General features: G+C 61.0%; 22 protein-coding genes. 17 read left to right on the top strand and 5 right to left on the bottom strand.

The features are described 5' to 3' along the window. Positions 1 to 434, top strand: a 434-nt coding sequence (locus AC72UB_RS05280) for a transposase (protein ID WP_505188840.1), incomplete at its 5' end; no start/stop codon positions are given. Positions 435 to 692: 258 nt separating this feature from the next. On the opposite strand, the gene AC72UB_RS05275 is transcribed toward AC72UB_RS05280, so the two are convergent. Continuing rightward, on the bottom strand, positions 693 to 1,688 hold the full coding sequence (locus AC72UB_RS05275; RefSeq protein WP_505188839.1) for a LysR family transcriptional regulator: 996 nt from the start codon (positions 1,686 to 1,688) through the stop codon (positions 693 to 695). A gap of 134 nt (positions 1,689 to 1,822) precedes the next feature. Between AC72UB_RS05275 and AC72UB_RS05270 the strand changes: the two genes are divergently transcribed. The 11 genes from AC72UB_RS05270 (at position 1,823) to AC72UB_RS05220 (ending at position 13,882) form a co-directional block, all read left to right on the top strand. Then, positions 1,823 to 2,182 (top strand): cupin domain-containing protein, encoded by a 360-nt coding sequence (locus AC72UB_RS05270; RefSeq protein ID WP_463288619.1) that lies wholly within the window; start codon positions 1,823 to 1,825, stop codon positions 2,180 to 2,182. Between the two features lie 12 nt (positions 2,183 to 2,194). Next, positions 2,195 to 3,928: a choline dehydrogenase gene (gene betA, locus AC72UB_RS05265; RefSeq protein ID WP_505188838.1), complete on the top strand. Its 1,734-nt coding sequence runs from the start codon at positions 2,195 to 2,197 to the stop codon at positions 3,926 to 3,928. Between the two features lie 20 nt (positions 3,929 to 3,948). Then, positions 3,949 to 4,884 (top strand): ABC transporter substrate-binding protein, encoded by a 936-nt coding sequence (locus AC72UB_RS05260; RefSeq protein WP_505188837.1) that lies wholly within the window; start codon positions 3,949 to 3,951, stop codon positions 4,882 to 4,884. Positions 4,885 to 4,972: 88 nt separating this feature from the next. Continuing rightward, a complete protein-coding gene (locus AC72UB_RS05255; RefSeq protein ID WP_505188836.1) occupies positions 4,973 to 6,031 on the top strand; it encodes a quaternary amine ABC transporter ATP-binding protein in 1,059 nt (352 codons plus the stop codon). Beyond that, positions 6,024 to 8,114 (top strand): ABC transporter permease, encoded by a 2,091-nt coding sequence (locus AC72UB_RS05250; protein ID WP_505188835.1) that lies wholly within the window; start codon positions 6,024 to 6,026, stop codon positions 8,112 to 8,114. The genes AC72UB_RS05255 and AC72UB_RS05250 overlap by 8 nt, the downstream gene beginning before the upstream one ends. Beyond that, positions 8,111 to 9,145, top strand: coding sequence for a histone deacetylase family protein (locus AC72UB_RS05245; RefSeq protein WP_505188834.1), 1,035 nt, complete (start codon positions 8,111 to 8,113; stop codon positions 9,143 to 9,145). The genes AC72UB_RS05250 and AC72UB_RS05245 overlap by 4 nt, the downstream gene beginning before the upstream one ends. A gap of 20 nt (positions 9,146 to 9,165) precedes the next feature. Further along, positions 9,166 to 10,182, top strand: a complete 1,017-nt coding sequence (locus tag AC72UB_RS05240) for a zinc-binding dehydrogenase (RefSeq protein ID WP_505188833.1) — start codon at positions 9,166 to 9,168, stop codon at positions 10,180 to 10,182. 84 nt (positions 10,183 to 10,266) lie between these two features. Then, positions 10,267 to 11,442, top strand: coding sequence for an iron-containing alcohol dehydrogenase (locus AC72UB_RS05235; RefSeq protein ID WP_505188832.1), 1,176 nt, complete (start codon positions 10,267 to 10,269; stop codon positions 11,440 to 11,442). Between the two features lie 6 nt (positions 11,443 to 11,448). Beyond that, positions 11,449 to 12,216, top strand: coding sequence for an SDR family NAD(P)-dependent oxidoreductase (locus AC72UB_RS05230; protein ID WP_505188831.1), 768 nt, complete (start codon positions 11,449 to 11,451; stop codon positions 12,214 to 12,216). Between the two features lie 3 nt (positions 12,217 to 12,219). After that, a complete protein-coding gene (locus AC72UB_RS05225) occupies positions 12,220 to 13,020 on the top strand; it encodes an MBL fold metallo-hydrolase (protein WP_505188830.1) in 801 nt (266 codons plus the stop codon). Next, positions 12,983 to 13,882: a DMT family transporter gene (locus tag AC72UB_RS05220; RefSeq protein ID WP_505188829.1), complete on the top strand. Its 900-nt coding sequence runs from the start codon at positions 12,983 to 12,985 to the stop codon at positions 13,880 to 13,882. Before AC72UB_RS05225 ends, AC72UB_RS05220 begins: the two co-directional genes overlap by 38 nt. Positions 13,883 to 14,442: 560 nt before the next feature. Here the strand turns inward: AC72UB_RS05220 and AC72UB_RS05215 are convergent. Next, entirely contained in the window at positions 14,443 to 15,345 is a 903-nt protein-coding gene (locus tag AC72UB_RS05215; protein ID WP_463288630.1) for a LysR family transcriptional regulator, read from the bottom strand. A 101-nt stretch (positions 15,346 to 15,446) separates the two neighbouring features. Here AC72UB_RS05215 and AC72UB_RS05210 point away from each other — a divergent pair, with 101 nt between their 5' ends. The 5 genes from AC72UB_RS05210 (at position 15,447) to AC72UB_RS05190 (ending at position 21,515) form a co-directional block, all read left to right on the top strand. Beyond that, a complete protein-coding gene (locus tag AC72UB_RS05210; RefSeq protein ID WP_505188828.1) occupies positions 15,447 to 16,430 on the top strand; it encodes an Ldh family oxidoreductase in 984 nt (327 codons plus the stop codon). A gap of 381 nt (positions 16,431 to 16,811) precedes the next feature. After that, positions 16,812 to 18,263 (top strand): aldehyde dehydrogenase family protein, encoded by a 1,452-nt coding sequence (locus AC72UB_RS05205; RefSeq protein ID WP_505188827.1) that lies wholly within the window; start codon positions 16,812 to 16,814, stop codon positions 18,261 to 18,263. After that, positions 18,260 to 19,270 (top strand): membrane dipeptidase, encoded by a 1,011-nt coding sequence (locus tag AC72UB_RS05200; RefSeq protein ID WP_505188826.1) that lies wholly within the window; start codon positions 18,260 to 18,262, stop codon positions 19,268 to 19,270. The genes AC72UB_RS05205 and AC72UB_RS05200 overlap by 4 nt, the downstream gene beginning before the upstream one ends. Continuing rightward, entirely contained in the window at positions 19,267 to 20,931 is a 1,665-nt protein-coding gene (locus tag AC72UB_RS05195; RefSeq protein ID WP_505188825.1) for a hypothetical protein, read from the top strand. Before AC72UB_RS05200 ends, AC72UB_RS05195 begins: the two co-directional genes overlap by 4 nt. Beyond that, complete coding sequence (locus AC72UB_RS05190) at positions 20,931 to 21,515, top strand: DUF3726 domain-containing protein (RefSeq protein ID WP_505188824.1); 585 nt, start codon at positions 20,931 to 20,933, stop codon at positions 21,513 to 21,515. Before AC72UB_RS05195 ends, AC72UB_RS05190 begins: the two co-directional genes overlap by 1 nt. 473 nt (positions 21,516 to 21,988) lie before the next feature. Here the strand turns inward: AC72UB_RS05190 and rbsK are convergent, their stop codons facing one another. From rbsK to AC72UB_RS05175, 3 genes are read right to left on the bottom strand one after another with little or no spacing between them, the layout of a single operon-like run. Beyond that, positions 21,989 to 22,918 (bottom strand): ribokinase, encoded by a 930-nt coding sequence (gene rbsK / locus AC72UB_RS05185; RefSeq protein WP_505188823.1) that lies wholly within the window; start codon positions 22,916 to 22,918, stop codon positions 21,989 to 21,991. 3 nt (positions 22,919 to 22,921) lie between these two features. Continuing rightward, positions 22,922 to 23,374, bottom strand: coding sequence for an RbsD/FucU family protein (locus tag AC72UB_RS05180; RefSeq protein WP_463288636.1), 453 nt, complete (start codon positions 23,372 to 23,374; stop codon positions 22,922 to 22,924). 12 nt (positions 23,375 to 23,386) lie between these two features. Beyond that, positions 23,387 to 24,436: an ABC transporter ATP-binding protein gene (locus tag AC72UB_RS05175; protein WP_505188822.1), complete on the bottom strand. Its 1,050-nt coding sequence runs from the start codon at positions 24,434 to 24,436 to the stop codon at positions 23,387 to 23,389. Positions 24,437 to 24,446 lie beyond the last annotated feature (10 nt).

The following is a 24,446-nucleotide window of genomic DNA, read 5'->3' as shown; positions in this document are numbered from 1 at the left end:
TCATGGACTGGTATACCCGCAAGGTGCTGGCCTGGCGGATATCCAACACGCTGGAAGCCGACTTCTGCGTGGAGGCTTTGAACGAGGCGATCCATAAGTTCGGCCCGCCCGAGATCATGAACACGGATCAGGGCAGCCAGTTCACGTCCTTCGTCTGGACTGACAGGCTGAAACGGGTTGGCACCCGGATCTCTATGGACGGCAAAGGGCGCTGCATCGACAACATCTTCATCGAGCGCCTGTGGCGGTCCCTGAAGTATGAATGCGTCTATCTGCACGCCTGGGAAACCGGATCGCAGGCACGGGTCGGCATCGGGCGCTGGATCACCTTCTACAACCACCAACGCCCTCACACTGCCCATGGCGGCCAACCGCCCGCCGTGGTCTACTTTAACCGCATTGAAACCGATCAGCAGGTGCAGGCAGTAGCTTAAACAACCCGGAAAGCTGTCCAAGAGTTGGGGAGTAGCTCAGCTCCAACTCTGTGACGCGTCCATTGTTCCTAAGGCGCGCAAACGACCATTGGTTTCTCGTGGTTTTCGAACGCCCAACAGGGCGGAATGCTCTTGTTTGGCGGGCCTTAAGGCCGTGTTTTCGGTAGATCCTGCACAAGTGGGATTGAGAGCAGTCAGATCCGTGATGGCCCAGCCCATCCAGGTCGCTACGGCTGCAGGTCGAAATCCGTTTCGGCGTTATGAACCGACCGGCACGTCCAAGACATCCACATCATTTATCCCCTTTCGACCATGACAAATGTCGATGCCACTTTCCTGCAGAAAGGCGCTGACCTCTGTTTCGTGTTGGCGGACAACATCGGACAACCACTCCAGGAAGGACGTCTCGGCGGAGGTGTGTAATCGTCCTGCGCGGTCGAAAAGTGCATAGCACTGTTCGCTTTCCAGCCCGTGTCGAAAAGGTAACGCCAGTCGGCCAGCGCGGATGGAGGGGAAAGCCAGAATCGTGTCGCCGATGGTGATGCCGCCGCCCGTCAGTGCGGTTGAAAGGCACAGAGACGTCTCGTTGAAATGGGTCACGTCGCGGGCCGGGCCAGGATGGGCTAGGCCGGTCTGGGCGAACCAATTGTCCCAGACGTTGTAGTTGCCGTCGATCAGCAGCTGAGCATCGACAAGCGCACCACTGTCACTGACATGAGCCTGCGCATAATCCGGAGTGCAGACGACCAGATCGTACCAGCGGCACAGGACCCTTTCGCGCAGACCCGGACAGGGCGTTGCCCCGAAGTGGCCGTAAAAGATTCGAAAGTTGAAATCCTCGTCCAGCCGCATCCTACCGTTCTTTTCAGCCACAACCTCAACCGACACGCCGGGATTGTGCAGCAGAAACTGACCGATATGTCCGGCCAGAAAGGAGGAGGCAAAATCGCGATCAACGAGGATGCGGATGACGTTGGGCAACGTCCTTCCCTGCAACTGGCGTTCAAGCGAGGCCGCGATCTGGCCAAAGGCGAGCGCTACGTCATGGGCAAGGTCTTGGCCAGCGGGCGTCAGTTGAACCGCATTGCCGAGACGGTTCATCAGCGTGCAATTCAGCATCTGCTCTAGCTGTTTGATCTGTTTACTGATCGCCGGGCGCGTTACCCCAAGTTCGCTTGCGGCCGCTGTCAACGAGCCATAGCGCGCCGCAGCCTCAAAGGCACGCAGGGCTGTCAGTGGAAGTCTTGTTGGCATCAATCTGCGGCCTTGGGTAACTTTAGATTACCCTTCATTACTATTATTGATTCGGCAATCAACAAGGTCGCCCTTAACGTCTCGGTCATCCGCATCGCTTTTGGCGATGCCCGAGTTGACATCAGGAGAAGTGTGTGACCCTGCCGATAAAGTTTTCGCCCACAGGCCCAGAAGGCTGGATGGCGCGGCCCGATGTGCCACAAGAAACCGCGACTTTTGTCAGCGGCACACCGATGGGTGCAGACCATGTGTATTTTGACCGCGCGCACCCAAAGTATCGCACCGGAATTTGGCGGTCACAGCCCTACACCGAATTTTACGACAGCTATGCTGCCGACGAATTCATGTATGTGCTGGAAGGTTCGGTGACGCTCGAGGCTGACGGTTTCACCGAAACCTACGCTAAGGGGGACGCGTTCTTTGTGCCGAAAGGGTTCAAGGGATACTGGCGGCAATCCGAACCGATGCTGAAATACTATGTCATCATCGAATAACGGCGGCCAAAGATGACCGCAGCACAGGAAACCTATGACTACGTGATCATCGGCGCTGGTTCGGCAGGGTCTGTGCTGGCACGCCGACTGTCCGAAGACGCAGGTGTCAGCGTTTTGGTGCTCGAAGCTGGTGGCAGTGATCGGTCTGTCATCGTAGCCATGCCCGCAGCCCTGACCATGCCGATGAACACCAAGCGGTTCAACTGGGGGATGGTGACGGAACCTGAACCGGGGCTGAACGGACGCCGCATCAACCTGCCGCGCGGCAAGGGGATGGGGGGGTCCTCCTCGATCAACGGCATGTGCTATGTGCGCGGCAACCCGATGGATTATGAGCTGTGGGAGGCCAAGGGTGCCACAGGTTGGCACTGGGCCAATGTCCTGCCCTATTTCCAGAAGATGGAACGCGTCGCAGGAGGCGGGCCCTATCGCGGAACCGATGGACCTCTTCACGTCACGCGGGGGGCTGAGGCCAACCCGCTTTACCATGCCTTTGTCGATGCTGGGGTGGCGGCAGGCTATGCCCGAAGCGCCAACATGAACCAGAGCCAGCATGAGGGTTTCGGCCCGATGGAGATGACCGTAGGCGATGGCATGCGCGCATCTGCCGCGCGGGTTTACCTGCGTCCGGCGCTGAAGAATCCGAAGGTGCGGCTTGTCACCGGGGCCATGGTCAAGCGCATTCTCTTTGAGGGCAAGACCGCTGTCGGCGTCGAATACCTGTGCCATGGCCAGGTAGAAACTGTCGGGGCGCGGCGTGAGGTGATCCTGTCCGCCGGGTCCATCATGTCACCTTTGATCCTGAAACGATCAGGCATCGGCCCGGCGCAGGAACTGGCTGACCATGGCATTCCTGTCCTTCACCCCCATGCAGGGGTGGGTGAAAACCTGATGGATCATCTGGAACTCTACGTCCAATACGCCTGCACAAAGCCCGTGTCCCTGTTCCCCTCAATGTCCCTCATGGGCAAGGCCGCGATTGGGGTGAAATGGCTGACGACGCGAAAGGGTCTGGGGGCAACCAATCATTTCGAGACCGGCGGCCATATCCGCAGCCGGGCGGGCTTGGTCTATCCCGACATCCAGTTCCATTTTCTGCCTTTGGCGATTTCTTATGACGGCAAATCCCTGGCAAGTGGCCACGGGTTCCAGGTTCATGTCGGCACGAAACGGTCGAAAAGCCGAGGCTGGGTCCGCTTGCGCGATGCGGATGCGCGAAGCCTGCCGCGTGTGCAGTTCAACTATATGACCCATGCCGAGGATTGGCAGGAAATGCGCGCCTGCATCCGGCTGAGCCGCGAGATTTTCGCCCAAGCGCCGATGGCGCAATATGTGGGCGACGAACTTGCACCCGGGGCGCAGGCACAGTCTGACGACGCCTTGGATGATTTCATCCGCCGCAAGGTCGAAAGTGCCTACCATCCCTGCGGCACGTGCCGGATGGGCACTGATCCGCTGGCCGTGGTGGATCCTGACTGCCGCGTGATTGGGGTCGCGAACCTGCGGGTCGTGGATGCTTCCGTTATGCCGCAGGCGACTGCGGGCGATCTGAACGGACCGACGATCATGCTGGCCGAACGCGCGGCCGACATCATCCGTGGAAAACTGTTGCCGGCGGCAGAAGACGCGCCAATCTTGGCCGATGAGGCTTGGAAAAGCCGCCAACGCGGAACTGAAATTGCGAGAGACTATGCCAATGACAGGGACGCGCTCCGGGCGCAGCTTCTGTCGGAAATGACACTATAAAAAACAACAGGGAGACAAAGATGACGCGCAAGACGAGACTTGGCCTTCTGGCCGTTGCACTGACCTTGGGAACATCCACTTTCGCCCAAGCTCAGGCCCCCGAATCGTCAGATCCGATCAAGATCGCTGTAAACGAATGGACCGGGCAGGTGCTCTCGGCCCAGATCGCAGGCGAGGTTTTGAAGAAGATGGGTTACAACGTCGAGCTGGTCATCGCAGGCGCCTTGCCGCAGCTGGCTGCCATCGAACAGGGCGAGTTGGACCTGAACCCCGAGGTCTGGGATAACTCGGTGACCGAGGCCTATACCAATGGTTTGGCGTCAGGTGCGATCATCGCCGCTGGTCCGCTTGGACTTGAACCGCGCGAAGGCTGGATCTATCCGCCCTATATGGAAGAGCTTTGCCCCGGCCTGCCGAGCTACACGGCGCTTTATGACTGCGCCATGGCCTTCGGTACTGCGGAAACCTTCCCCAATGGCCGTCTGGTCGGCTACCCCGCCGATTGGGGCACTCGCGACATTGATGTGGTCAAAGCTATCGGCTTGCCGTTCAACGTGGTGCCGGGTGGCAGCGAAGGCGCCATGCTTGCCGAGTTGAAAAGCGCGATTGCGGCCAAAGAACCGATCCTGATGATGTTCTGGGAACCGCATTGGATTTTCGCCGAGGAAGAGCTGAAATTCGTCGAGTGGAACGCCATCGAAGGCGAATGCGTTGAGGAAACTCAGGTCAAGGAAACCGCCTGTGGTTTCGCTCAGGCCGAGGCGCAGAAGATCCACAGCGATGATTTTGCTGCGAAATATCCGGCTGCGGCGTCGATGATGGCCAAGTTCACCCTGAACAATGCCGATCACAACGCCATGATCCTTGAGGTCGACCAGAAGGGCCGTACGGCTGAGGAACTGGCGGCTGAATGGATCGCTAAGAACGAGGCCGTCTGGACCACCTGGATCCAGTAGTTTCTGCATCTGGGCGTCCAGACCCGCTTGCGGTCTGGGCGCCCGGCCCGGTCCATGCCGGGGCACTATTGCAATTCAGGATTTGACCATGCCCGGCTCTGTCAAACTCTCGTGTCGAAATCTGTGGAAAGTCTACGGGCCTGATCCAGGCCGTTTTTTCCATGAGGGCGGTGCAGCACCGGAGGCGTTGACCGCAAAGATGCGTGCCGAGCGCCATATCCCTGCGGCCATCGATGTGGGCTTTGACGTTCATGTCGGCGAGACGTTTGTCATCATGGGCTTGTCTGGGTCTGGCAAATCCACTGTCGTGCGCTGTCTGTCGCGGTTGATCGAGCCGGACCACGGGCAGGTCTTGCTGGACGGGAAAGATCTATTGGCGGCATCGGATCACGAGTTGATCGAGATCCGGCGCCACAAAATGGGAATGGTGTTCCAGAACTTCGGTCTCTTGCCGCATCTGACTGTGCTTGAAAACATCTCGTTCCCGCTGCGCCTGCAGGGTTTAACAGCCGTCCAGCAGCGCGATCGTGCGGCCCATGTGATTGATCTGGTGGGGCTTAACGGGCGCGAGGGCTCATATCCGAGCCAATTGTCGGGCGGCCAACAGCAGCGCGTGGGCATTGCGCGGTCCTTGGCGGTGGAGCCCGAACTGTGGTTCTTAGATGAACCCTTTAGCGCTTTGGACCCCCTGATCCGGCGTCAGATGCAGGACGAGTTCCTGCGCATCCAGCGGGTGTTGAAGAAGTCCATCGTGTTCATCACCCATGATTTCCTTGAAGCCCTGCGGATTGCCGACCGTATGGCGATTATGCGTGACGGCCGTATCGTGCAGATCGGAACCCCCGAAGACCTGATCTTGAACCCGGCCGATGATTATGTGGCCCAGTTCACGGGCGAGGTTCCCCGGATCAAGATCTTGCGCGCCCATCAATGCGCGGTGGCGATGGCGAACCGCCCCGACGGCCTGCCGCAAATCGGCCCCGACGACCGGATCGAGGGACTTTTACCCCGACTTGCCGCCAGCCCGGCGGGTCTGGATGTGGTGGGTCCGGGAGGTGCATACCTTGGCACAGTGACGGCGGCCTCTTTGGTCGAAACCCTTGGCCGGGTTGAGGGGGCAAGCCTTTCGCGTGTGCCCCATGGCTGATCCGTCAAGGGGACAGGCGGCTGACCGCCAAACCCTGTTCGTCTGGTTGCTGGTTCTCGCATGCGTGCTGATCCTCGCCCTTTTGCAGCCGCGCCTGCCAGAGTTGAAAGCCTTTCCTGCTGCCTGGACCCTGCCGGTGACCGACTGGCTGAACACCGGCATGGACGGCTTTGTCGCTGTCTTCAAACCGGTGTTCCGCGCGCTCTCGGCGCTGATGGAATACCCGTTGCAATGGTTTTCAGGCTTCCTTGGCTGGCTGCCTTGGTCAATGGGCATGGTCGTCGCTGTCATGATCGGCCACCGCGCGGGCGGATGGCCGCTGGCGGCCTTCACCGCCGGGTCTCTGGCCTATATCCTCTTGATGGGTCTTTGGCCCGATACGATGAACTCGCTGGCATTGGTCGCTGTATCCGTGCCGCTGGCTGTCGCGGTGGGTTTTGGCCTTGGCGTCTGGGGGTTTCATTCGGCTCGGGTTGAGCGGTTCCTAACGCCCTTGATGGACATCACGCAGACCATCCCGGCCTTTGCCTATCTTCTGCCCATCCTGATCCTTTTCGGCTTTGGCCCGGTGGTGGGCCTGATCGCGGGGATCATTTTTGCGTTTCCGCCCATGGTGAAGAACACCATCGTTGGTCTGCGCGAGGTCCCATCCGACATCATCGAAAGCGGCCTGATGTCCGGTGCCACGAGGGGGCAGTTGTTCTTTCTGGTGCGCTGCCGGGCGGGGTTGCGCCAGATCCTTCTGGGCGTCAACCAGACCACGATGGCGGCCTTGAACATGATCATCGTGGCCTCCATCATCGGCGGGTCCGAGGATATTGGCTGGCGCGTCCTGTCCACGCTTCGCAAAGCCGAGTTCGGGGAAAGCCTTGTTGCGGGCATCGTCATTGCCTTGATGGCCATGGTGCTGGACCGCATCACCTATGGGTTGGCCACCCGCGCGCCGGATATGTCGCCCCAGCAAGGTTTTGTCGGGCGTCACCGGTTCGGTTTGATGGTGATAGCTTCGGCGGTTCTGGTTTATCTGGCCACATTGGCCCTGCCGGAGTTGAAGACATGGCCCGAGGCCTGGACCTTTGACCCTGCGGCCCCGCTGAATGCAGCGATTGAGGCCTTTGTCCTCTGGGCCAAGCCGTTTCTGGATTCGATCAAGAATTTCATCATCTTCACGCTGGTTTTGCCCTTGAAGATCGGTCTTCTGAATGTCGTCGGCCCCTTTACATGGGGCTTTACGGCCACGATCTGGCACGCGGCGGGTTACGCCGTTCTGGTGGCCTTCGGCGCGTGGCTTGCGCTGCGGCGGGGGCGCAGTGGCCTGGCCATTGCCATCGCCAGTTTCGGCGTGATCATGTTCTTCGGCCTGACCAATCTGACATGGCCGGGGGCAAGCCTGCTGCTGATCTGGTTCGGGTATCGGTCCGGCGGCGCGCGGCTGGCTCTGTGGGCAACGGTGGCGATGGCCTTCATGCTGCTCACGGGCAGCTATGAAAAGGCGGTCCTGTCGGTGCAGCTGTGCGCGTTGGCTGTGGCCGCGTCCTTCCTGATCGGCACCGGACTTGGCATTGCTGCCGCCGAAAGTGACCGCTTTTCTCGCATCCTCCGCCCGATCAACGACACGCTGCAAACAATGCCGGTCTTTGTCCTGCTGATCCCGGTGATCATGATCTTCAAGATAGGCGAGTTTTCGGCCCTTTTGGCGATCATCCTTTATGCGGTCGTCGCCCCCATCCGCTACGCCGAATACGGGCTGCGGAATGTGTCGAAGGATGCGATCGAGGCCTCTACCAGCATGGGAGCGACCCGGTCGCAGATTCTGTGGCGCGTTAAATTGCCGCTTGCCATGCCCAACATCATGTTGGGCCTCAATCAGGCGATCATGTTCGGGATTTCGATGCTGGTGATCACCGCGCTCGTCGGCACGGATGAGCTGGGCCAGATCATCTATATCGGCCTCTCCAAAGGTAACTTCGGCATCGGTTTCCTCGCCGGTGTCGCCATGGCGGTCATCGCTCTTCTGGCCGACCAATACTGTCGGGCTTGGCAGCGGCGCATTGATGCGAAACTTGAAGGAGTAAGCCCATGAAGATCATCTATTCCGACGCCCACAAAGGTCATGGCGGTGCCTTGGAAATGCGGGGCGAGGGGTTCGTGCCCATGGCCGAATGCCCCGAGCGGATGGAGGTTATCCTTGCGGCCCTCTCCGAGGCGGGTTTGCGCGATGTTGAGGCCCCCAAACTCCATGGTCTCGCTGAGGCCGCGCGCGTCCATGACCCTGATTTCCTGACCTTCTTGGAAACGGCCTATCCCCTGTGGGAGAAACGCCATGGCGCCAGCCGTGCCGTCTTTGCCCGGGTTTTTGGGATGCGCGGCTTGGCACAAAAGCCTCAGATGGACAACATCGACGCGATGCTGTCGGCCTATACCTTCGACATCTTTTCCCCCTTTGTGCCGGGGACGTGGACGGCAATCCGCTCGGCATTGGATGTGACATTGACGGCGGCTGGAAAGGTAAAGGCGGGTGCCCGCGAGGCGTTTGCCTTGTGCCGCCCGCCCGGCCACCATGCCTCAGGCGATCTGGCGGGGGGATATTGCTACCTGAACAACGCCGCCATCGCGGCCCAGATGTTCCGCGATCAAGGGGCCGCGCGGGTCGCGATCTTGGACATCGATTACCACCACGGCAACGGCACGCAGCGCATCTTCTACGACCGCGACGATGTGCTGTTCATTTCGCTGCATGGGCGGCCAGAAGAGGAATACCCTTTCCTTCTGGGCTTTGCCCATGAAACCGGTGCGGGCAGGGGTGAGGGGTTCAACCTGAACCTGCCGCTGCCGCCGGGTACCCGCATCGACACCTATCTGCCCGCGCTGGAAGCCGCCGCCGCCCGCGTCCGGGCCTATGCGCCGGATGTGCTGGTCCTGTCGCTGGGCGTTGATACCTTTGACGGTGACCCGGTTGGTGGGTTCTGTCTGCAGACGCCCGATTACTTGCGGCTGGGGCAGGTCATTGCGGGGCTGGGGCTGCCAACGCTCTTCGTGATGGAAGGCGGCTATGCGATCGAGCCCTTGGGGCAGAATGTGACCAATGTGCTAACCGGGTATCTACAAAGCTAGGTCCATTAGGGGAGATAGGGATGACTTTCACGACCCATGCCATCGTCATGCGCGCGGCCGGCGGACCTGACGTGCTGGAGTATCTCCCGGTGGACTTGGCTTGGGACCCGGAAGGCGCGGAGGTTCTGGTGCGGCTTGTCGCGGCCGGCGTGAATCCAGCGGATACGTTCTTTCGCAGTCTGGGGCCCTACATCGGCGCTGCGGAAGGCTGTGTGCTGGGTCATGACGGCGCGGGCATCGTTCAGGCCGTCGGCCGAGCTGCCACGGGGTTCGCACCGGGGGACCGGGTTTGTTTCTGCCACGGTGGGGTCGGTGGCGCTGCTGGCACCTATGCCCTTCATGCTGTCGTGCCGGTCGACTGCCTTGTCCGGGTTCCCGACAGTGTCGCCCTTGAGGACGCCGCCGCCATCGCGCTTGTCTTCATCACCGGATGGGAAGCGATGGTGGAACGCGCAGCGGTCGGTCAGGGAGATCTGGTATTGATCCATGCCGGGGCGGGCGGCACAGGGCAGATGGCGACCCAGATCGCCCGCGCTATGGGCGCACGCGTGGCCACCACGGTCAGTTCTGCACAGAAGGCCGAGTTGTCCTTGGCCGCTGGGGCTGAACTTGTCATCCGCTACAAGGATGAGGATTTCTGCGCCGCCGTGATGGATTGGAGCGGTGGCGATGGCGTCCGAGTGGTCCTAGACAACATCGGGGGCGACGGGTTTCTGAACAGTCTCAGGGTGCTGCAACCTTATGGCCATATCGTCACCCTGATGGGCACGCCGGGCGATCTGCCCGATGGCACAGCCTACAATGGCAACCTGACAATCCACAACGTGATGATGCTGACCCCAATGTGGAAGGGGTTAAGATCTCACCTGATCCGTCAGGCGGCGATTTTGCAAAAGGCGATGGACTGGCTTGCTGAAGGCAAGGTCTTTGTCCGCGTTCAGGACCGGTTCCCGTTGGTCGAGGCTGCTGAAGCACATCGGCTCCTTGAAAGTGCGGGCGGCAGTGGAAAGATCATCCTGACCATGCCAGCTGAATGACATAGGGCGAACCAGCATGTGTCCGCTGGTTCCGCACCACACGAATCGAGACGATCTTGGATCGAACAAAGGACGGCCAGACCCATGACAGATGACCAGTTCACGCAGGCGGCCAACTGGGACTTTCCGGTGCCCATCAAGTACGGCCCAGGCCGACTGGCCGAGGTCGGCACGCTTTGCGCCGCAGCCGGATGTCGCAAGCCAATGATCGTGGCCGATCGGGCAACCGCAAGGCTGCCCTTCGTAGACACGCTGCGCGGGCACTTGGCTTTGGCAGGTTTGGGGCACGGAACCTTTTCTGATGTCTCGCCAAATCCGACAGACGTTGAGGTGGTCGCGGGCAAGGCTGCCTTTTTCGCTGGCGGCCACGACAGCATCATCGCGCTTGGCGGGGGGTCAGGAATGGATGCGGGCAAGGCGATCAGCGTTGTGTTGAACAGCCCGCGCAACTTGTGGGATTTCGACTATAATCTGACCCCGCCGGCTGAGCTCTGCAAAGCCGATTTCGTGCCACTGCTGTGTGTGCCCACCACCTCGGGCACGGGGGCAGAAACTGATAGCACCGCGATGATCACCGACACTCGGCAGGGCATCAAAGGCTGCGTCTGGCATCCAGCGCAAAAGCCGTTTGCGGCCCTTCTCGACCCCGAACTGACCATTGGTCTGCCCCACAACCTGACAGCATGGACCGGCTGCGATGCGCTGACCCATGCCATTGAGGCCTATGTTGTCCCCAGCTTTCATCCAATGTGCGATGGCGTCGCCTTGCAGGCTTTGGGGATGATTTATCGCGCGCTTCCTTTGGCGCTTGAAAGCCCGGCCTCGATCCCGGCGCGGGGCGCGATGCAGATCGGCTCTTGCCTTGCGGGCGTGGCATTCCTGAAGGGTTTGGGCATGGTCCACGCCATCAGCCACATGGTCGGGGCCGAGTTTGACACGCAGCACGGGCTGACAAATGCCGTGCTGTTGCCTGCGGTCCTGCGCTTCAACGCCCCTGCGATCGGACCGAAGGTTGCGCCGATGTGTCAGGCGATGGGGTTGGCGGAGAACGACTTTGAAACCTTCTACGCGGCGGTCAGCCGACTTCTGGACCACTGTGAAATCCCCCGTTCTTTGGCTGAGATTGGTGTCACGGCAGACCGGATCGACAGCATCGCGGCCAAAGCGATGACCGACACGGCGGCTGGCACCACCCCGCGGCGTTTTAGCCTTGAAGAGGTGAAGACTGTGATCGAAACGGCCATGACCCATGCGCGGTAAACATCCATGACCGCCCGGATTGCGATCGTCACCGGTGGCACGACCGGCATTGGCCTTGCCTGCGCGAAGGTGTTGGTTGCGCGCGGGCACCGTGTTGCCATCGGCGCAAGGCGCGCGGGCGATGCCGCCGTCAAGGCCGAAGTCCACCGCGTCGTCGGGGACAGCGTCATGCTGGCCGCGCTGGATGTGGCCGAACGGGTTTCGGTTGACGGCTTTGTCGCATCTGTACGCGATGCCTTGGGCCCGCCGACCATTCTGGTCAACGCCGCCGGGATCTATCATGAGGCCTTCCTGCACGACCACTCAGATAAGGCCTGGGATGATCAGATTGAAATCAACCTGTCTGGGGCCTTCCGAATGACCCGCGCGGTCATGCCCTATATGATCGGGGCGGGCTGGGGCCGGATCGCCAACATCGCCTCCACGGCTGGAAGCAAGGGCGAACGCGGCTATGCGGCCTATTGTGCATCGAAGGCCGGATTGATTGGCCTCTCCAAGGCCACAGCGGTCGAGGGTGCGCCATTCGGCATCTCCTGCATCGCGGTCAGCCCGACCTGGGTGGAAACGCCAATGATGGAAACTGCATTTGAGCGTATCGCGACAGCGCAGGGCATCACGCGCGACGCGGCGCGGGCAGTTATTGCGGCATCAAACCCGCAGGGGCGCATCGTGCAGCCAGAAGAAGTCGCCGCGACGGTCGATTTCTTCTGTTCAGAAGCAGCCCCTGGACTGACCAATGTCGATATCCAGATCAACGCCGGCGCGGAGTGGTAGGTCATGCCCTTCACCACACTCCGCCTTTCTGACCGCATCTCGTTGATCCAGGAAACGGGTGTCGCGAACTTCATGCGCTGCAATATCTGGCATGTGCGCGGCCGCGACTGCGATCTGGTGATTGACACCGGCATGGGACTTGGGCCGCTGAAGAACTGGGTGCTGAATGACAGCAACCGGCCGCTCAAGGCGATCTGCACCCACTGCCATTTCGACCATATGGGCAGCCTGCATGAATTCGACTGCCGCCTTGGCCACAGGGCCGAGGCGCATATCTTTGCCGACCCGACGCCCAGTGCGGCCGTCTATTCTGGCGATTGGGCCAGGATTGAAATCGTGAACCCGAAGGTCCACCCCGATTTTCAGCCTGAGACCTGGGCTATCACACCTGCCCCACTGACCGGCTATCTGGACGAAGGCGATGTGCTGGATCTTGGTGATGTGGCCTATCATGTCTTGCATGTGCCGGGCCATTCGCCGGGCTCCATTGCGCTGTGGGACCCAAAATCGCGGACTGTCTTTTCTGGTGATGCTGTCTACGATGGGGACCTTCTGGATGGGCTGTATCACTCGGATCCCGCAACGTATCAGCTGACCTTGGAGCGCTTGCGCGATCTGGACGCCGAGGTGTTCCATGGCGGCCATTACCCTTCCTTCGGGAAAGCGCGCTTGCATGAGATTGTCGAAGCCTATCTGCGCGGTGGGCAAACGATGGGCAGCGTGATTGACTGGTACAACGGCGTGAAGGCGACGATTGGCGATGTCTATGCCCCGCAAGATTGGAGCAGTGCCTCCCGTGGTTGAAGCCCAACGTCAAAGACGCGCCGCGCTTTTGCTTGTCCTTGGCGCTTCGGTTTGGGGCCTGTACTGGCTGCCCCTGCGCGAGATGAACCGCCTCGGGATCGAGGGGACTTGGGGCGTTGTCTTCTTCAACTTCTGTCCGCTGTTAGTCCTGCTGCCGCTTCTGATGTGGAAAGGGGTTAACCTGTGGGCAAGACCTGGCCCAGCCCTCTTTATCGGCGCAATGACCGGCGTGGCCATGGGGGCTTATTCCACTGCCATGGTCATTGCACCGGTGATCAGGGTGACGATGGAATTTTACCTGACTGCGGTCTGGTCGACAATCATTGGTGTGCTCTGGCTGTCGGAGCAGATTGATTTGCGCCGCGTGGCGACGGTCATTGCGGGGCTTTTCGGCCTGTTTCTCTTGATTGTCGGTGCGTCTGGCGCTGCGGACTCTGCCTTTGGCTTTGGCGATGTGCTGGCCCTGACATCTGGAGTTCTATGGGCCTTTGGGGCTGCGGGCATGAAGCGGTGGCCAAGCGAAAACTTGTTGGTAACGTCGTTTTATCAGTTCCTGTTTGCGGTTCTTGCCGGATCTATCTTTGCACAGGCCTTGTTCCCTGGAACTGCTCCAGCGCCTGCGCAATTGCTAGAGGTCCTGCCTTTGGCGTTCGTCGGCTCTGCGATGCTCCTTTTGCCCAGCATCATGGTGATTTTCTGGGCGAGCCGGGTGCTCTTTCCCGGCCGCGTTGCGATCCTGATGATGTCAGAGGCACTGGTTGCAACCATCAGCGCCACACTCCTGCTGCCGGAAGAGACGATGACCCTGATGCAATGGACCGGCGCGGCGATTGTGCTTCTTGCCTGCCTTCTGGGAAGTTAAGAGATATCAGTCGAAGCTTGCTTTTGGACCCCCAGAGGGCGGTGTCATGGGACTGTCGCTTGAGGCGGCTTTTGCCCCTCGTTGACCGTACAGGAAGGTGAATCGTCCCGCTTTCCACGGCGTCTAGACGCGCTCAGAGCCCTCCGCTTGGCTGCGAAGAGCTAAACTCGGCCCCCACTGTCGCGTCGATATGTCGAAGATCTGCTGCAGAAGGGCGGGATCAGGATCGGCCATGAAAATGCGCGGTACTGGTGGCACCGGTTCGGTCCGGTGTTGGCTGCTAAACTTCCGTAAAAGCGGGGGACTGGAACGTACAGGCGCAAGAAATGGCGCGGGCACTTCGACGAAGTGTTTGCAGACATCAGCGGGGTAACCCACTGACTTCGGTGTGCCGTCGATCACGAGGGTGAGGTTTTGGAAAGCGTTGACGCCACGGTTCGCGATCGCAATGCTGAGCAGACATGGCTCAAAAAACCCATGAAGCGGTAAGGTTGCCCGACGATCGGCGACAAAACACGCTGCATGGTCCTAGGCACTGCGATCGGGCATGGGTGCGACGGTCACACGACAGGTTCGAGCCCGAAGCTCTTGGTCATTTCCTGAGCGGCCAAGGTGAAGTCCTGCAGAAACCGCTGGGCGATGGGGCTGGGGACGCGCCCCAGCCGCCAGTGAAGACTTACAGTGCGCATGCAGGCCGGATCCCGCAGAGATCGGACGGTGAGATTTGGGGGCAGGTTCACGGTTGCCAGCGCGGGCATCAACGTCACCCCCATCCCAGCCCGGACCACAGCGATCAGCGAGGCAACATTCCGCACGGCATAACGCGCGTTAAGGATGAGTTGCTGGAACCTGTCGGACGCCAAGCTTCGCATGGCTTCGTTAAGAACCAATGCCTCGCCTTCGAGATCATCCCAGTCAAGAATTTGCCCCTTTGCCGCAAGCGGGTTGTCAGTGCGGCAAACCAACATGAGCGGGTCACGGAAGATCGGTCTGGTCGCCATCCCGGGTCGGTCGCCCGCAAATCCTGCGATACCGATGTCAACCTGCCCTGTCTCCACCAGTAGCCTGACGTCTGCGCTGTCCGTATCGACCAGGTCGATGTCGAGATCGGGGCGGGTCGAGATAAACTCTTGCAAGAAATCCGGAAGCAGCATGGTCGCCACGGAGGGAACCGAGGCGATGCGCAAACGGCCGCTGCGCGCTTTGGACTGTGCTGCGATCCGCTCCATCGCGCGGTCATAATCACGCAAAAGGGCCACAGACTGGTCATAGAGGAAGCGGCCCATGTCGGTGAGGCTCGATTTCCGATCTGTCTCGAACAACGGGCAACCGAGCCGGTCCTCGATTTGCTTGAGTGTCATGGAAAGCGCCGAAGGCGTGCGGAAAAGCCGTTCAGAGGCGCCTTTTATGTTGCCGTGATCGGCCACTTCGACAAAGGCTCGTAAGGCTTCAAGGCGGAGCATGTTCAATCTTTCTGAAATCTAAGCCAGAAATACTGCGTTGCATTGAAGCTGACAATCGCGAACTTGCACGAGGGCAACGAGGGGGATCGATAGCTGTGTGGATGGGTCTGGACGAGGTGGAGGCGCTGGCGTCAGTACGGCTGATGGAAGCCGGAGCGACGCGGCTGCAGGCGAAGCCCGTGGCCAGGTCGATCCGGTTGGCCGAGCGGGACGGGGTCCGATCGCACGGATTCATGTATCTGCCGATCTATGCCGAACATCTCGCCTGCGGGAAGGTGGACGGAAAGGCCGAACCTAAGATGTCGCGTCCGCGTGCGGCAGCGGTGGTGGTTGATGCGGCCCATGGCTTCGCCCATCCGGCTATCGATCTTGGTTTCCCGACGCTGGTGGAGGCGGCGCGCAGTTCTGGCATCGCGGCGATGACGCTGCGACGGTCCTACAATTGCGGCATCCTTGGTCATCACGCCGAACGCTTGGCCGAGGCCGGGCTGATCGGGCTTTGTTTCACGCACGCGCCTGCGTCCATCGCACCAGCGGGTGCCAAGCTTCCCGTCATTGGGACAAACCCTTTTGCGCTGGCTGTCCCTGATGAGCACGGTGTGGCGCGGTTTGTGCTGGATCAGTCGGCGAGTGTGGTGGCTAAATCCGAAGTCATCCTGCGGTCACGGCGGGGAGAATCCATTCCCGAAGGTTGGGCGCTTGACGCAGGGGGGAATCCGACAACCGACCCAGATGCGGCGCTGAAAGGTTCGATGCTGCCTTCGGGTGGGGCCAAGGGGTTTGGCGTTGGCCTGCTGGTAGAGGTTCTGGCGTCGGTCCTCTCTGGCGCAGTGGCAAGCCGTGACGCGAGCCCCTTCTCTGGTCCGGCGGGTGGGCCGCCCGCCACGGGTCAGTGCTTCATCGCGATAGATCCGGCGGCTTATGCACCGGGGTTTACGACCCGCCTTGCAGCATTGGCAGAGGCGATTGAGGGACAGGACGGAGCTCGGCTGCCGGGGGCGCGGCGACTGGCAGCGCGGGAGCGGACGTCCGTCGAGGGTGTGGAATTGGACGCAGACCTTGCGCGGCGGTTGGGGCTTCGGTGAAATTGAAGTTTGCGCGCGCGCCGGAAACTTTGACCAGATCGAGGGGACTGACGTCGCTCGGTCCAAAGCAGAGGGTTCCTATGAGGCAGAAGACGAGGTTTGCGGCGCTTGTAGCCCTGGCCTTTGTTCGTGCTGCGCAGCCTCAAGCCGCCGCGCTGCAGGGTGGCACTGCCTGCACACGCTTCGTGACCAAATTGCGAGAACTGCCCGCCAAGAGTGCGGCACCTTCCGGACCGCAATGTGCCGAAGAAACGCGGGAGTTCCGGGCGTTCGCGGCATTTGCAGACAGGGCGCAGGCATGGCAACACCACATGGCGACGGCACGATGGCGGGCTCGTTCACCCAAAGCGTGATGCACGCCTTAGTGAAGGTTTAAGGATCATGGACATGGAAACACGCAACTTCATTGCTGGCGAATGGTGCAAGGGCGAAGACTCTATCGAGAACCGCAACCCTTCTGACCTGACCGATGTGATTGGGCATTTCGCCCAAGGGTCGGCTGCCGATCTAGACCGCGCCATCGCCGCCGCGCGGGAAGCGCAGCCCAAATGGTGGGCCGCAGGTATCCAGCGGCGGCATGACGCCTTGATGCAGATCGGAACGGAGTTGATGGCGCGATCGGCCGAAATCGGCGCCCTCCTGTCGCGCGAGGAAGGCAAGCCCTTGGCCGAGGGGAAGGGCGAGGTCTACCGCGCAGGCCAGTTCTTTACATGGTTTGCGGGCGAGGCGCTGCGCTGCCAGGGGGACCAGGCAGAAAGCGTCCGCCCGGGTGTCGAAATCGAAGTCCGGCGGGAACCCGTTGGGGTTGTCGCCATTGTGACGCCATGGAATTTTCCGGTGGCGACGCCGGCTTGGAAGATCGCGCCTGCGCTGGCCTATGGCAATGCGGTGGTGTGGAAGCCCGCGAACCTGACCCCTGCCTCGGCCGTGGCTTTGGCGCAGGTGATCGCGGGGGCGGGGCTGCCTGTGGGCGCTTTCAACATGGTGATGGGCGCTGGGCGGTCCGTGGGCGACAGGCTTGTCGGTCATTCTGACGTGGCGGCAGTCAGCTTCACCGGGTCGGTCGAGGTCGGGCAGGGCATTGCCGCGCGGGTGCTGGCGAACCGTGCGAAATTGCAAATGGAGATGGGGTCAAAGAACCCCATGCTCATCATGGATGATTGCGACATGGACCTTGCGGTTGCCCATGCCTGCAACGCCGCCTTTGGCGGTACCGGTCAGAAATGCACCGCCGCCTCGCGTCTGATCGTGCATCGCAAGGTGCTGGGGGAGTTCACCGAGCGGCTGGTGCAGGCGGCTGAGGCGCTGCGCGTCGGGCATGCCCTTGCGGAGGGTACGCAGATTGGGCCGGTGGTCAGCGAGGCCCAGTTGGCGGCGAACCTGACTTGGGTCGAACGGGGCCGGACTGACGGGGCCGAGTTGCTGACAGGTGGGCAGCGGCTCGAGCGGCCGACACAGGGGCACTATATGGCCCCGGCCATCTTTGCCGGAACGCGCAATGATATGGCGATGAACCGCGAGGAAATGTTCGCCCCCATCACCTGCATCATCCCCGTCGACAGCTATTCCGAGGCTCTGGCCGTTGCCAACGACACGCCTTTTGGCCTGACGGCCGGCATCATGACCCGCAGCCTTGCCCGTGCCGCACATTTCCGTGCCAACATGCGGGCAGGCTGCGTCATGGTAAACCTGCCCACGGCGGGAACGGATTACCATGTTCCGTTTGGCGGACGGGGCCTTTCGTCCTTTGGCCCGCGCGAGCAAGGAAGCTATGCCGCCGAGTTCTTCACGACGGTCAAGACCGCCTACATGGCTGCGGGGGTGCCAGAATGAGCTATCTGATCGACGGGCTGCAATACTCGAACTGGTCCGAGAAGATCTTCCGCCAGATCCGTGCTGGTGGCGTGGATGCCGTCCATGTGACACTGGTCTACCACGAGAACTTCCGCGAGACGGTCGCCAACATCGAACACTGGAACCGCTGGTTTGAACGCTGGCCCGAGATGATCTTTCAAGGCTTCACGGCTCAGGATATCGCCACTGCTCGCGCCACGGGGCGAACGTCGGTTTTCTTCGGTGCGCAGAACCCCTCTTGCATCGAAGACGACATCGGTTTGGTCGAAGTGCTGCATCGCCTTGGGCTGCGCTTCATGCAGCTGACCTACAACAACCAGTCGCTTTTGGCGACGGGATGTTATGAGTCCGAAGACGCCGGCCTGACCCGCATGGGGCGTGAAGTGGTGACCGAGATGAACCGCGTGGGCATGGTGGTGGACATGAGCCATTCCGCGGAGCGCTCGACGCTGGCGGCGGTCGAGCATTCGAGCCGCCCCATCACCATCACCCACGCCAACCCGACCTTCTGGCATCCTGCCCGGCGCAACAAGTCTGACACGGTGATCAGTGCGCTGGCGCAGACGGGGGGGATGCTGGGTTTCTCGCTTTATCCGCACCATCTGAACGGCGGCAGCGCCTGTTCGCTTGAGGATTTTTGCACCATGATTGCGCGGACGGCAGAGCGCTTTGGGACGCATTTTCTGGGCATAGGAACGGATCTTTGCCAAGATCAGCCTGACAGCGTCGTCGAATGGATGCGGATGGGCCGCTGGACTAAGGCTGTTGAGTATGGCGAAGGCAGTAAGGACGCCGCTGGGTTTCCTGCCATGCCTGTATGGTTCCGTGACAACCGTGATTTTTGTAATATCTCTAGGGGACTGAGTGCCGTTGGATTCTCAGCGGCAGATGTGGAGGCGATCATGGGTGGCAATTGGGCGCGGTTCTTTGCGGCGTCGTTCAGTGGCGCGGGGCATGTCGCAAGCGCGACGGGGACGGCGGAATGACAATCGCGGAACGGCAAGATTTCTCCAGCGACATCGCGCCCCGCGACCCGGACGTCGTTATGCGCCTGTCGCGGATGGGATCGGCCCATCCAATGCGCCTGTCCTTCCTGCGGGTGCTTCTGCGTCGGCTGCAAACCGAAGGCTGGCGCTTTGATCGGCCGCTGTGGGAGGTGGACGACCGAGGCGTGGGCCGTGCCGTTTATCGGGCGCGGGGGCCTTTGCGGACCTATTGCCTTGTCGCCTTTGCCCATGACCTTCCCGATGAGATGCGCTCGGACCGCGTGATCGCCACGGCATGGGACGCCACATTTGCCTTGGTGGATGGGGAACCTTCGGCTGCCGATCTGGATCGGCTGGCTGCCAATGTCCCGTACCAAGAGGCAGGACGGATCAGCGTGAAGGAACTGGCGCTGAGCCGCGTCAACCGGTCCGTCCGGCTGTTCTCCCACGTTGTGGACCGTCTGGCGCAGGGGTTGCAGCCTGATCTGGCCGAGATCGACGCCGTTGGCTATCTCATGCGCACGACCGCTGTTTATGGATCGGGCAAGTTTGGTGCGGTGGATCGCGACGACATTGCGGATCGTCCCGAATTGCAGGCCCCGTTTCAAGCCGAGATGTTGTCGGTCTGGCTGACCCGCGCCTTCACGGTGGATATCGCCGAACACATGGCGCGGGTGAAGGGCGGGGCAAAGGCCGTGCCGCTGGACAAAGATCTGCGGCGCAGGCTTGGCGTGGGCAACTCCACGGGGCTTGGAATGGCGCCCTTCCTCGTCCGCCATCCGCGCTTGCTCAACAGCTGGATGACCGTGCGCGAGACGGCGCTTGCGCGGGTTCGGGCTTTGCCCGTGGTCGAACCTGACGCGCTCAACACGTTCCTGCGCGCGCTGGCCGATGCGGAGGGGAACGCAAAGCTTTGGCACAGCGAGCATCCTGTTCAGGTGGAAAAGCTGGCGTCGTTGCGGTCTGACCTGTCCCGCTTGGCAGTCTATGTGGCGAATGGATGGGATCGCGCCGCACCCCAGCCTTGGGACGCGCTTTGGCGCTGGGGCGAAGGGGCTCTGTCGGAAGAGGGGCAGGAATGCCTGCTATCGCTGCTTTTGGAACCGCATGGCGCTGTTGTCGACGACTTGGCAAACATGTTGCACGCCGACGAAAGCACGGGCTTTGATATCGACGGCAGCCTGCCCGTGGCGCGTCTGCGCGAAATCGTTAACCGCGACTATGCGTGGATCAACAGGTTTGATTTCGCGGATCCGTCTCAGGTCGCGCGGTTTTGGTATGTGTCCGAAGAAAAGCTGGAGCCCCGGCTTGGCAACCGCCACGACGAAGCAGGACAAGAGCGCGAGCAACCGCTTGGCATTGCGTGCGCCATGGCCGATCTCGCGGCCGCGCTTAAGGCATGGCCAGAGGACGGCACTCTGGCCGCCTTTCTGCTGCGCCATCCCGAGCATCGTCACACGGTGCGCCGTGTCCTGATGGTGCGCGGCCTGCCCTATGCCGAAATTCGCGACAATGTGCTGGGCGAGGGCATGCTGCCGATCGACATCCTGCGCTGCAAACTCGCTTTTTTCGGCGCCACCCGATTTGACCCCCGGTCTGACCTCTGGGTCCGGATCAGCCTGTTTCAGGGCCAGCCATTCCCGGACGAATTGGCGGGCTGATGGATCACAGCGTTGAGATGGCCCATTCCGAACTGCGCAGCCTTGTGACCAAGTCAGCGCGCGGGGCAGGTCTTGCGTGGGGACTGGCTGAGGAGGCGGGTTGGGCGGCCGAGTGGCTGGCGCGCCGGTCCCTGCCCGCTGGGGAATGGGCCGCGATATGGCTGGCTGCTGCGGTCGAAGGTCAACCCGGACCCATCGAATTTGGGGCCGGTCTGGCTGACAGATTGGCCAACGACGCTGGTGATTTGAAGCCAGAGGCGGTGCCGGATCAAATTGCGGCTCCGGGTTACATTCTTCCGTTCTTGCACCTGATTGCGACGCGCCGTGGCACTGTGGCGATCACGGACACTCTCGGAACAGTCGTTCGTGTCGATCAAGACGGTCCAGTGGCGTTCGGCCCTTCATGGTCGGATCGCGCCTGTAACTGGCAGATTACCATGGATGCACCGCTCCGCACCACCTCGCGGGCATATCTGTCATCTTCTTTGGTAGACTGCCTTGAAGGTCTCGCCCTGCGCACGACGGTGCCGCCCTCCGACGTCTCTCGCAGGAACGCCGGGTCCGCGACCTCTGACAACGATTGATTGACTTAGACTTTAACCCAGCCGTGCTGTCTTTGTGGAAAGCACGCTTCAGGATGCGCCGACGGCGTCGAATACCGCCGATTTACGAGATGAGCGATTGCGCCGGCAAAGGGCTCATGGCCATGTATCTACAGGGCAATTGGGCCGCAATCTCCGGGGTAGGGCTTGAACCGATTTTGCCTTCACAACCGTCGTTAACTGCTAAAGTCCGCAGCAACACTACAGGTTTTTGCATGCGAGTCGGTAGTGTCCCAACACAGCATCAAGAAGACACCAAATTGCACGTATCGCTTGAGGGGGCGATATGGACTCCAATACAGTCGAGCTAAGCGGGATTTGGGTCTGCCTAATCTTTAAGTCTGCGTCGAGAACCAAAAGCGGCTTTGTATCCGGCGGACAACGTAGGAACGCGCTGTTGACGGACTTGGTCAAGAGGGGCCTTCGTGGCCCGCGCCAGTCATGCCTTTCGCGGTTCATCGCGCCAGAAGCGCGTCGATCTCGTTGCGGCTTGGCATGGCTGGGGCTGTGCCGGGGCGGGTGACCGAGATGCCGGCCGTGGCGCAGCCAAAGCGCACGGCGTCGATCACGTTGCGCCCTTCAGATAGGGCAACGGCAAAGCCGCCGTTGAAGGCATCGCCTGCACCGGTGGTTTCCACCACAGCACCGGCCGAGATAACTGGCACATGCACCGATTGGGTGGCGTCGTGGTAGAGTGCGCCGTTTTCGCCTAATGTGATGATCACCGCGCCAACCCCTTTGGCCAGCAACGCAGCGGCGGCGATCCGGGCCTCGTCGACCGAGGTCACGGGCAGGCCGGTCAGAGCCTCGGCCTCGGATTCGTTGGGCGTCAGGAAGTCGCACAGTGCCAGCATGCTATCGGGAAGCGTAGCCGCTGGGGCGGGGTTGAGGATTGTGGTCACACCCGCCGCGCGGGCAATCTGCAAGCCGCGCAGCGTGGCCGCAATGGGCTGCTCGAGCTGGGTCACAAAAATCGCGGCGGATTCGATGAGATCGGCCTTCGCCTCAACATCCTCGGTCGAGACCCGGCCAGCTGCACCAGCGGCCACGATGATGGCGTTGTTTCCAGTGGACTGTTCGATAAAGATATAGGCGGCACCGGTGTAGCTTTCAGCATCAACCTTAACCTCGGGCTTGACGCCCGCCTTGGCCCATGTGGCGCGCGCAATGTCGGCAAAGGCATCATTGCCCAGACGGGTGATGATATGCACGTCCCCGCCGGCCATGGCGGCGGCGACAGATTGGTTTGACCCTTTCCCGCCGGGCCCCAGCACAAAGGAATGACCCAAGATCGTTTCGCCCATCTTCGGTTGCCGATCCGCCCGATAGGCGGTGTCGGCGACGAAAATACCAAGAACGACAATCGGTTTTTTGGTCGGCGTCATGGCTTATTCCTCGGGCCCAATCACGCCTTTGCGCAGCATGAAGCAGCCATAGAACCGCCGCTCGCCAGTCTGGATAACCGCATAGGCTTTTCGTGCGATGTCGTAGAAGGCAAAGCGTTCAATCGAAACCATCGGGCGCGCACGGCCTTCGGCGGCATCAATCTCGGCCTGAACTTCGGCCTGAACCGGGGGGATCGATCGGGCATCCCCGACGATTTCCATGCGTCCTGCAAAGTCATCAACAAAGGTATCGAGCGGGAACACCGACAAGACCGCCTGCACCGCTTGGGCGGCTGTCAGGTTTTCCATGCGCAAAAGCTGGCCTGTCACCGTTGCCCGGGCCACGGAATCTGACGGAAAGTTGGTGTCGGCGATGATCAGCACATCGCCATGCCCCATGGCGCGCAAGCAACCCAAGACTTCAGCATTCAGCCGATTGTCTATTCCTTTCAGCATGGTCGTCTCCCCTTAGATCCGTTGGCCCGTGGCCTTGTCGAAAAGGTGCGACGCCGCAGCATCGGGCGCAAGGGTGATCGTGTCACCCGGCACGAAAGCCACGCGATTGCGGAACACCGCCGTCAGGTCCCGCCCGGCAAGCCGCAGGACAACGTGGGTTTCCGACCCGGTGGGTTCTATGACCGAGACAGTGCCGGTCAAACCTTGATCCGCTTGGTGTAGGTGTTCGGGACGGATGCCGTAGATCACCTCACGGCCCTCATCGGCGCTGATGCCCGCCGGCAGCGGCAGACGCGCGCCCGACACCTCGACCATGCCGCCAGAAACACGCCCCTCAATGAGGTTCATCGACGGGCTGCCGATAAAGGCCGCCACAAAGACATTCGCGGGCCGGTCATACAAATCCAAGGGCGCGCCGACCTGTTCGATGCGGCCGCCTTGCATGACCACGATCTTGTCGGCCATGGTCATCGCTTCGATCTGGTCATGGGTGACATAGACGGTGGTGGTTTTCAGCCGCTGGTGAAGCTCCTTGATCTCGGTCCGCATCTGCACGCGAAGCTTGGCGTCAAGGTTCGACAGCGGCTCGTCGAAGAGGAACACCTGAGGATCGCGCACAATGGCCCGGCCCATGGCCACGCGCTGGCGCTGGCCACCCGACAGGGCGCGCGGATAGCGGTCAAGATAGGGTGTCAGGCCCAGAATTCCCGCGGCATGTTCGACCTTGGCGCGGATGGCCTCTTTGTCCATGCCGCGCATCTTCAAGGCAAAGCCCATATTGGCCGCAACGGTCTTGTGCGGGTAAAGTGCATAGTTTTGAAACACCATCGCAATGTCACGCTCGGATGGAGGCAGGTTGTTCACCCGGTTGTCGCCGATCATCACATCGCCGCCCGTCACATCCTCAAGCCCCGCGATCATGCGCAGTAAGGTCGACTTGCCGCAGCCGGACGGGCCAACCAGCACCACAAAGGCACCGTCTGGAATATCGAGATCAAGCCCGTGAATGACCTGCAAACCACCATAGCTTTTGCGCAACGCGCGGATCGTCACTTCGGCCAAACGCTTGCCC

It is taken from the genome of Allotabrizicola aquatica (SeqCode), assembly GCF_965194375.1.
GTDB lineage: Bacteria > Pseudomonadota > Alphaproteobacteria > Rhodobacterales > Rhodobacteraceae > Tabrizicola_A > Tabrizicola_A aquatica.
This window is presented reverse-complemented; position numbering and strand designations above follow the sequence as displayed.

What these genes read in the sequence shown, in the direction of transcription:
- AC72UB_RS05275 (WP_505188839.1), bottom strand. Translation starts at nt 1,688, where the DNA reads ATGCCAACAAGACTTCCACTGACAGCCCTGCGTGCCTTTGAGGCTGCG.
- betA (WP_505188838.1), top strand. Translation starts at nt 2,195, where the DNA reads ATGACCGCAGCACAGGAAACCTATGACTACGTGATCATCGGCGCTGGT.
- AC72UB_RS05260 (WP_505188837.1), top strand. Translation starts at nt 3,949, where the DNA reads ATGACGCGCAAGACGAGACTTGGCCTTCTGGCCGTTGCACTGACCTTG.
- AC72UB_RS05255 (WP_505188836.1), top strand. Translation starts at nt 4,973, where the DNA reads ATGCCCGGCTCTGTCAAACTCTCGTGTCGAAATCTGTGGAAAGTCTAC.
- AC72UB_RS05250 (WP_505188835.1), top strand. Translation starts at nt 6,024, where the DNA reads ATGGCTGATCCGTCAAGGGGACAGGCGGCTGACCGCCAAACCCTGTTC.
- AC72UB_RS05245 (WP_505188834.1), top strand. Translation starts at nt 8,111, where the DNA reads ATGAAGATCATCTATTCCGACGCCCACAAAGGTCATGGCGGTGCCTTG.
- AC72UB_RS05240 (WP_505188833.1), top strand. Translation starts at nt 9,166, where the DNA reads ATGACTTTCACGACCCATGCCATCGTCATGCGCGCGGCCGGCGGACCT.
- AC72UB_RS05235 (WP_505188832.1), top strand. Translation starts at nt 10,267, where the DNA reads ATGACAGATGACCAGTTCACGCAGGCGGCCAACTGGGACTTTCCGGTG.
- AC72UB_RS05230 (WP_505188831.1), top strand. Translation starts at nt 11,449, where the DNA reads ATGACCGCCCGGATTGCGATCGTCACCGGTGGCACGACCGGCATTGGC.
- AC72UB_RS05225 (WP_505188830.1), top strand. Translation starts at nt 12,220, where the DNA reads ATGCCCTTCACCACACTCCGCCTTTCTGACCGCATCTCGTTGATCCAG.
- AC72UB_RS05220 (WP_505188829.1), top strand. Translation starts at nt 12,983, where the DNA reads ATGCCCCGCAAGATTGGAGCAGTGCCTCCCGTGGTTGAAGCCCAACGT.
- AC72UB_RS05215 (WP_463288630.1), bottom strand. Translation starts at nt 15,345, where the DNA reads ATGCTCCGCCTTGAAGCCTTACGAGCCTTTGTCGAAGTGGCCGATCAC.
- AC72UB_RS05210 (WP_505188828.1), top strand. Translation starts at nt 15,447, where the DNA reads ATGGGTCTGGACGAGGTGGAGGCGCTGGCGTCAGTACGGCTGATGGAA.
- AC72UB_RS05205 (WP_505188827.1), top strand. Translation starts at nt 16,812, where the DNA reads ATGGACATGGAAACACGCAACTTCATTGCTGGCGAATGGTGCAAGGGC.
- AC72UB_RS05200 (WP_505188826.1), top strand. Translation starts at nt 18,260, where the DNA reads ATGAGCTATCTGATCGACGGGCTGCAATACTCGAACTGGTCCGAGAAG.
- AC72UB_RS05195 (WP_505188825.1), top strand. Translation starts at nt 19,267, where the DNA reads ATGACAATCGCGGAACGGCAAGATTTCTCCAGCGACATCGCGCCCCGC.
- AC72UB_RS05190 (WP_505188824.1), top strand. Translation starts at nt 20,931, where the DNA reads ATGGATCACAGCGTTGAGATGGCCCATTCCGAACTGCGCAGCCTTGTG.
- rbsK (WP_505188823.1), bottom strand. Translation starts at nt 22,918, where the DNA reads ATGACGCCGACCAAAAAACCGATTGTCGTTCTTGGTATTTTCGTCGCC.
- AC72UB_RS05180 (WP_463288636.1), bottom strand. Translation starts at nt 23,374, where the DNA reads ATGCTGAAAGGAATAGACAATCGGCTGAATGCTGAAGTCTTGGGTTGC.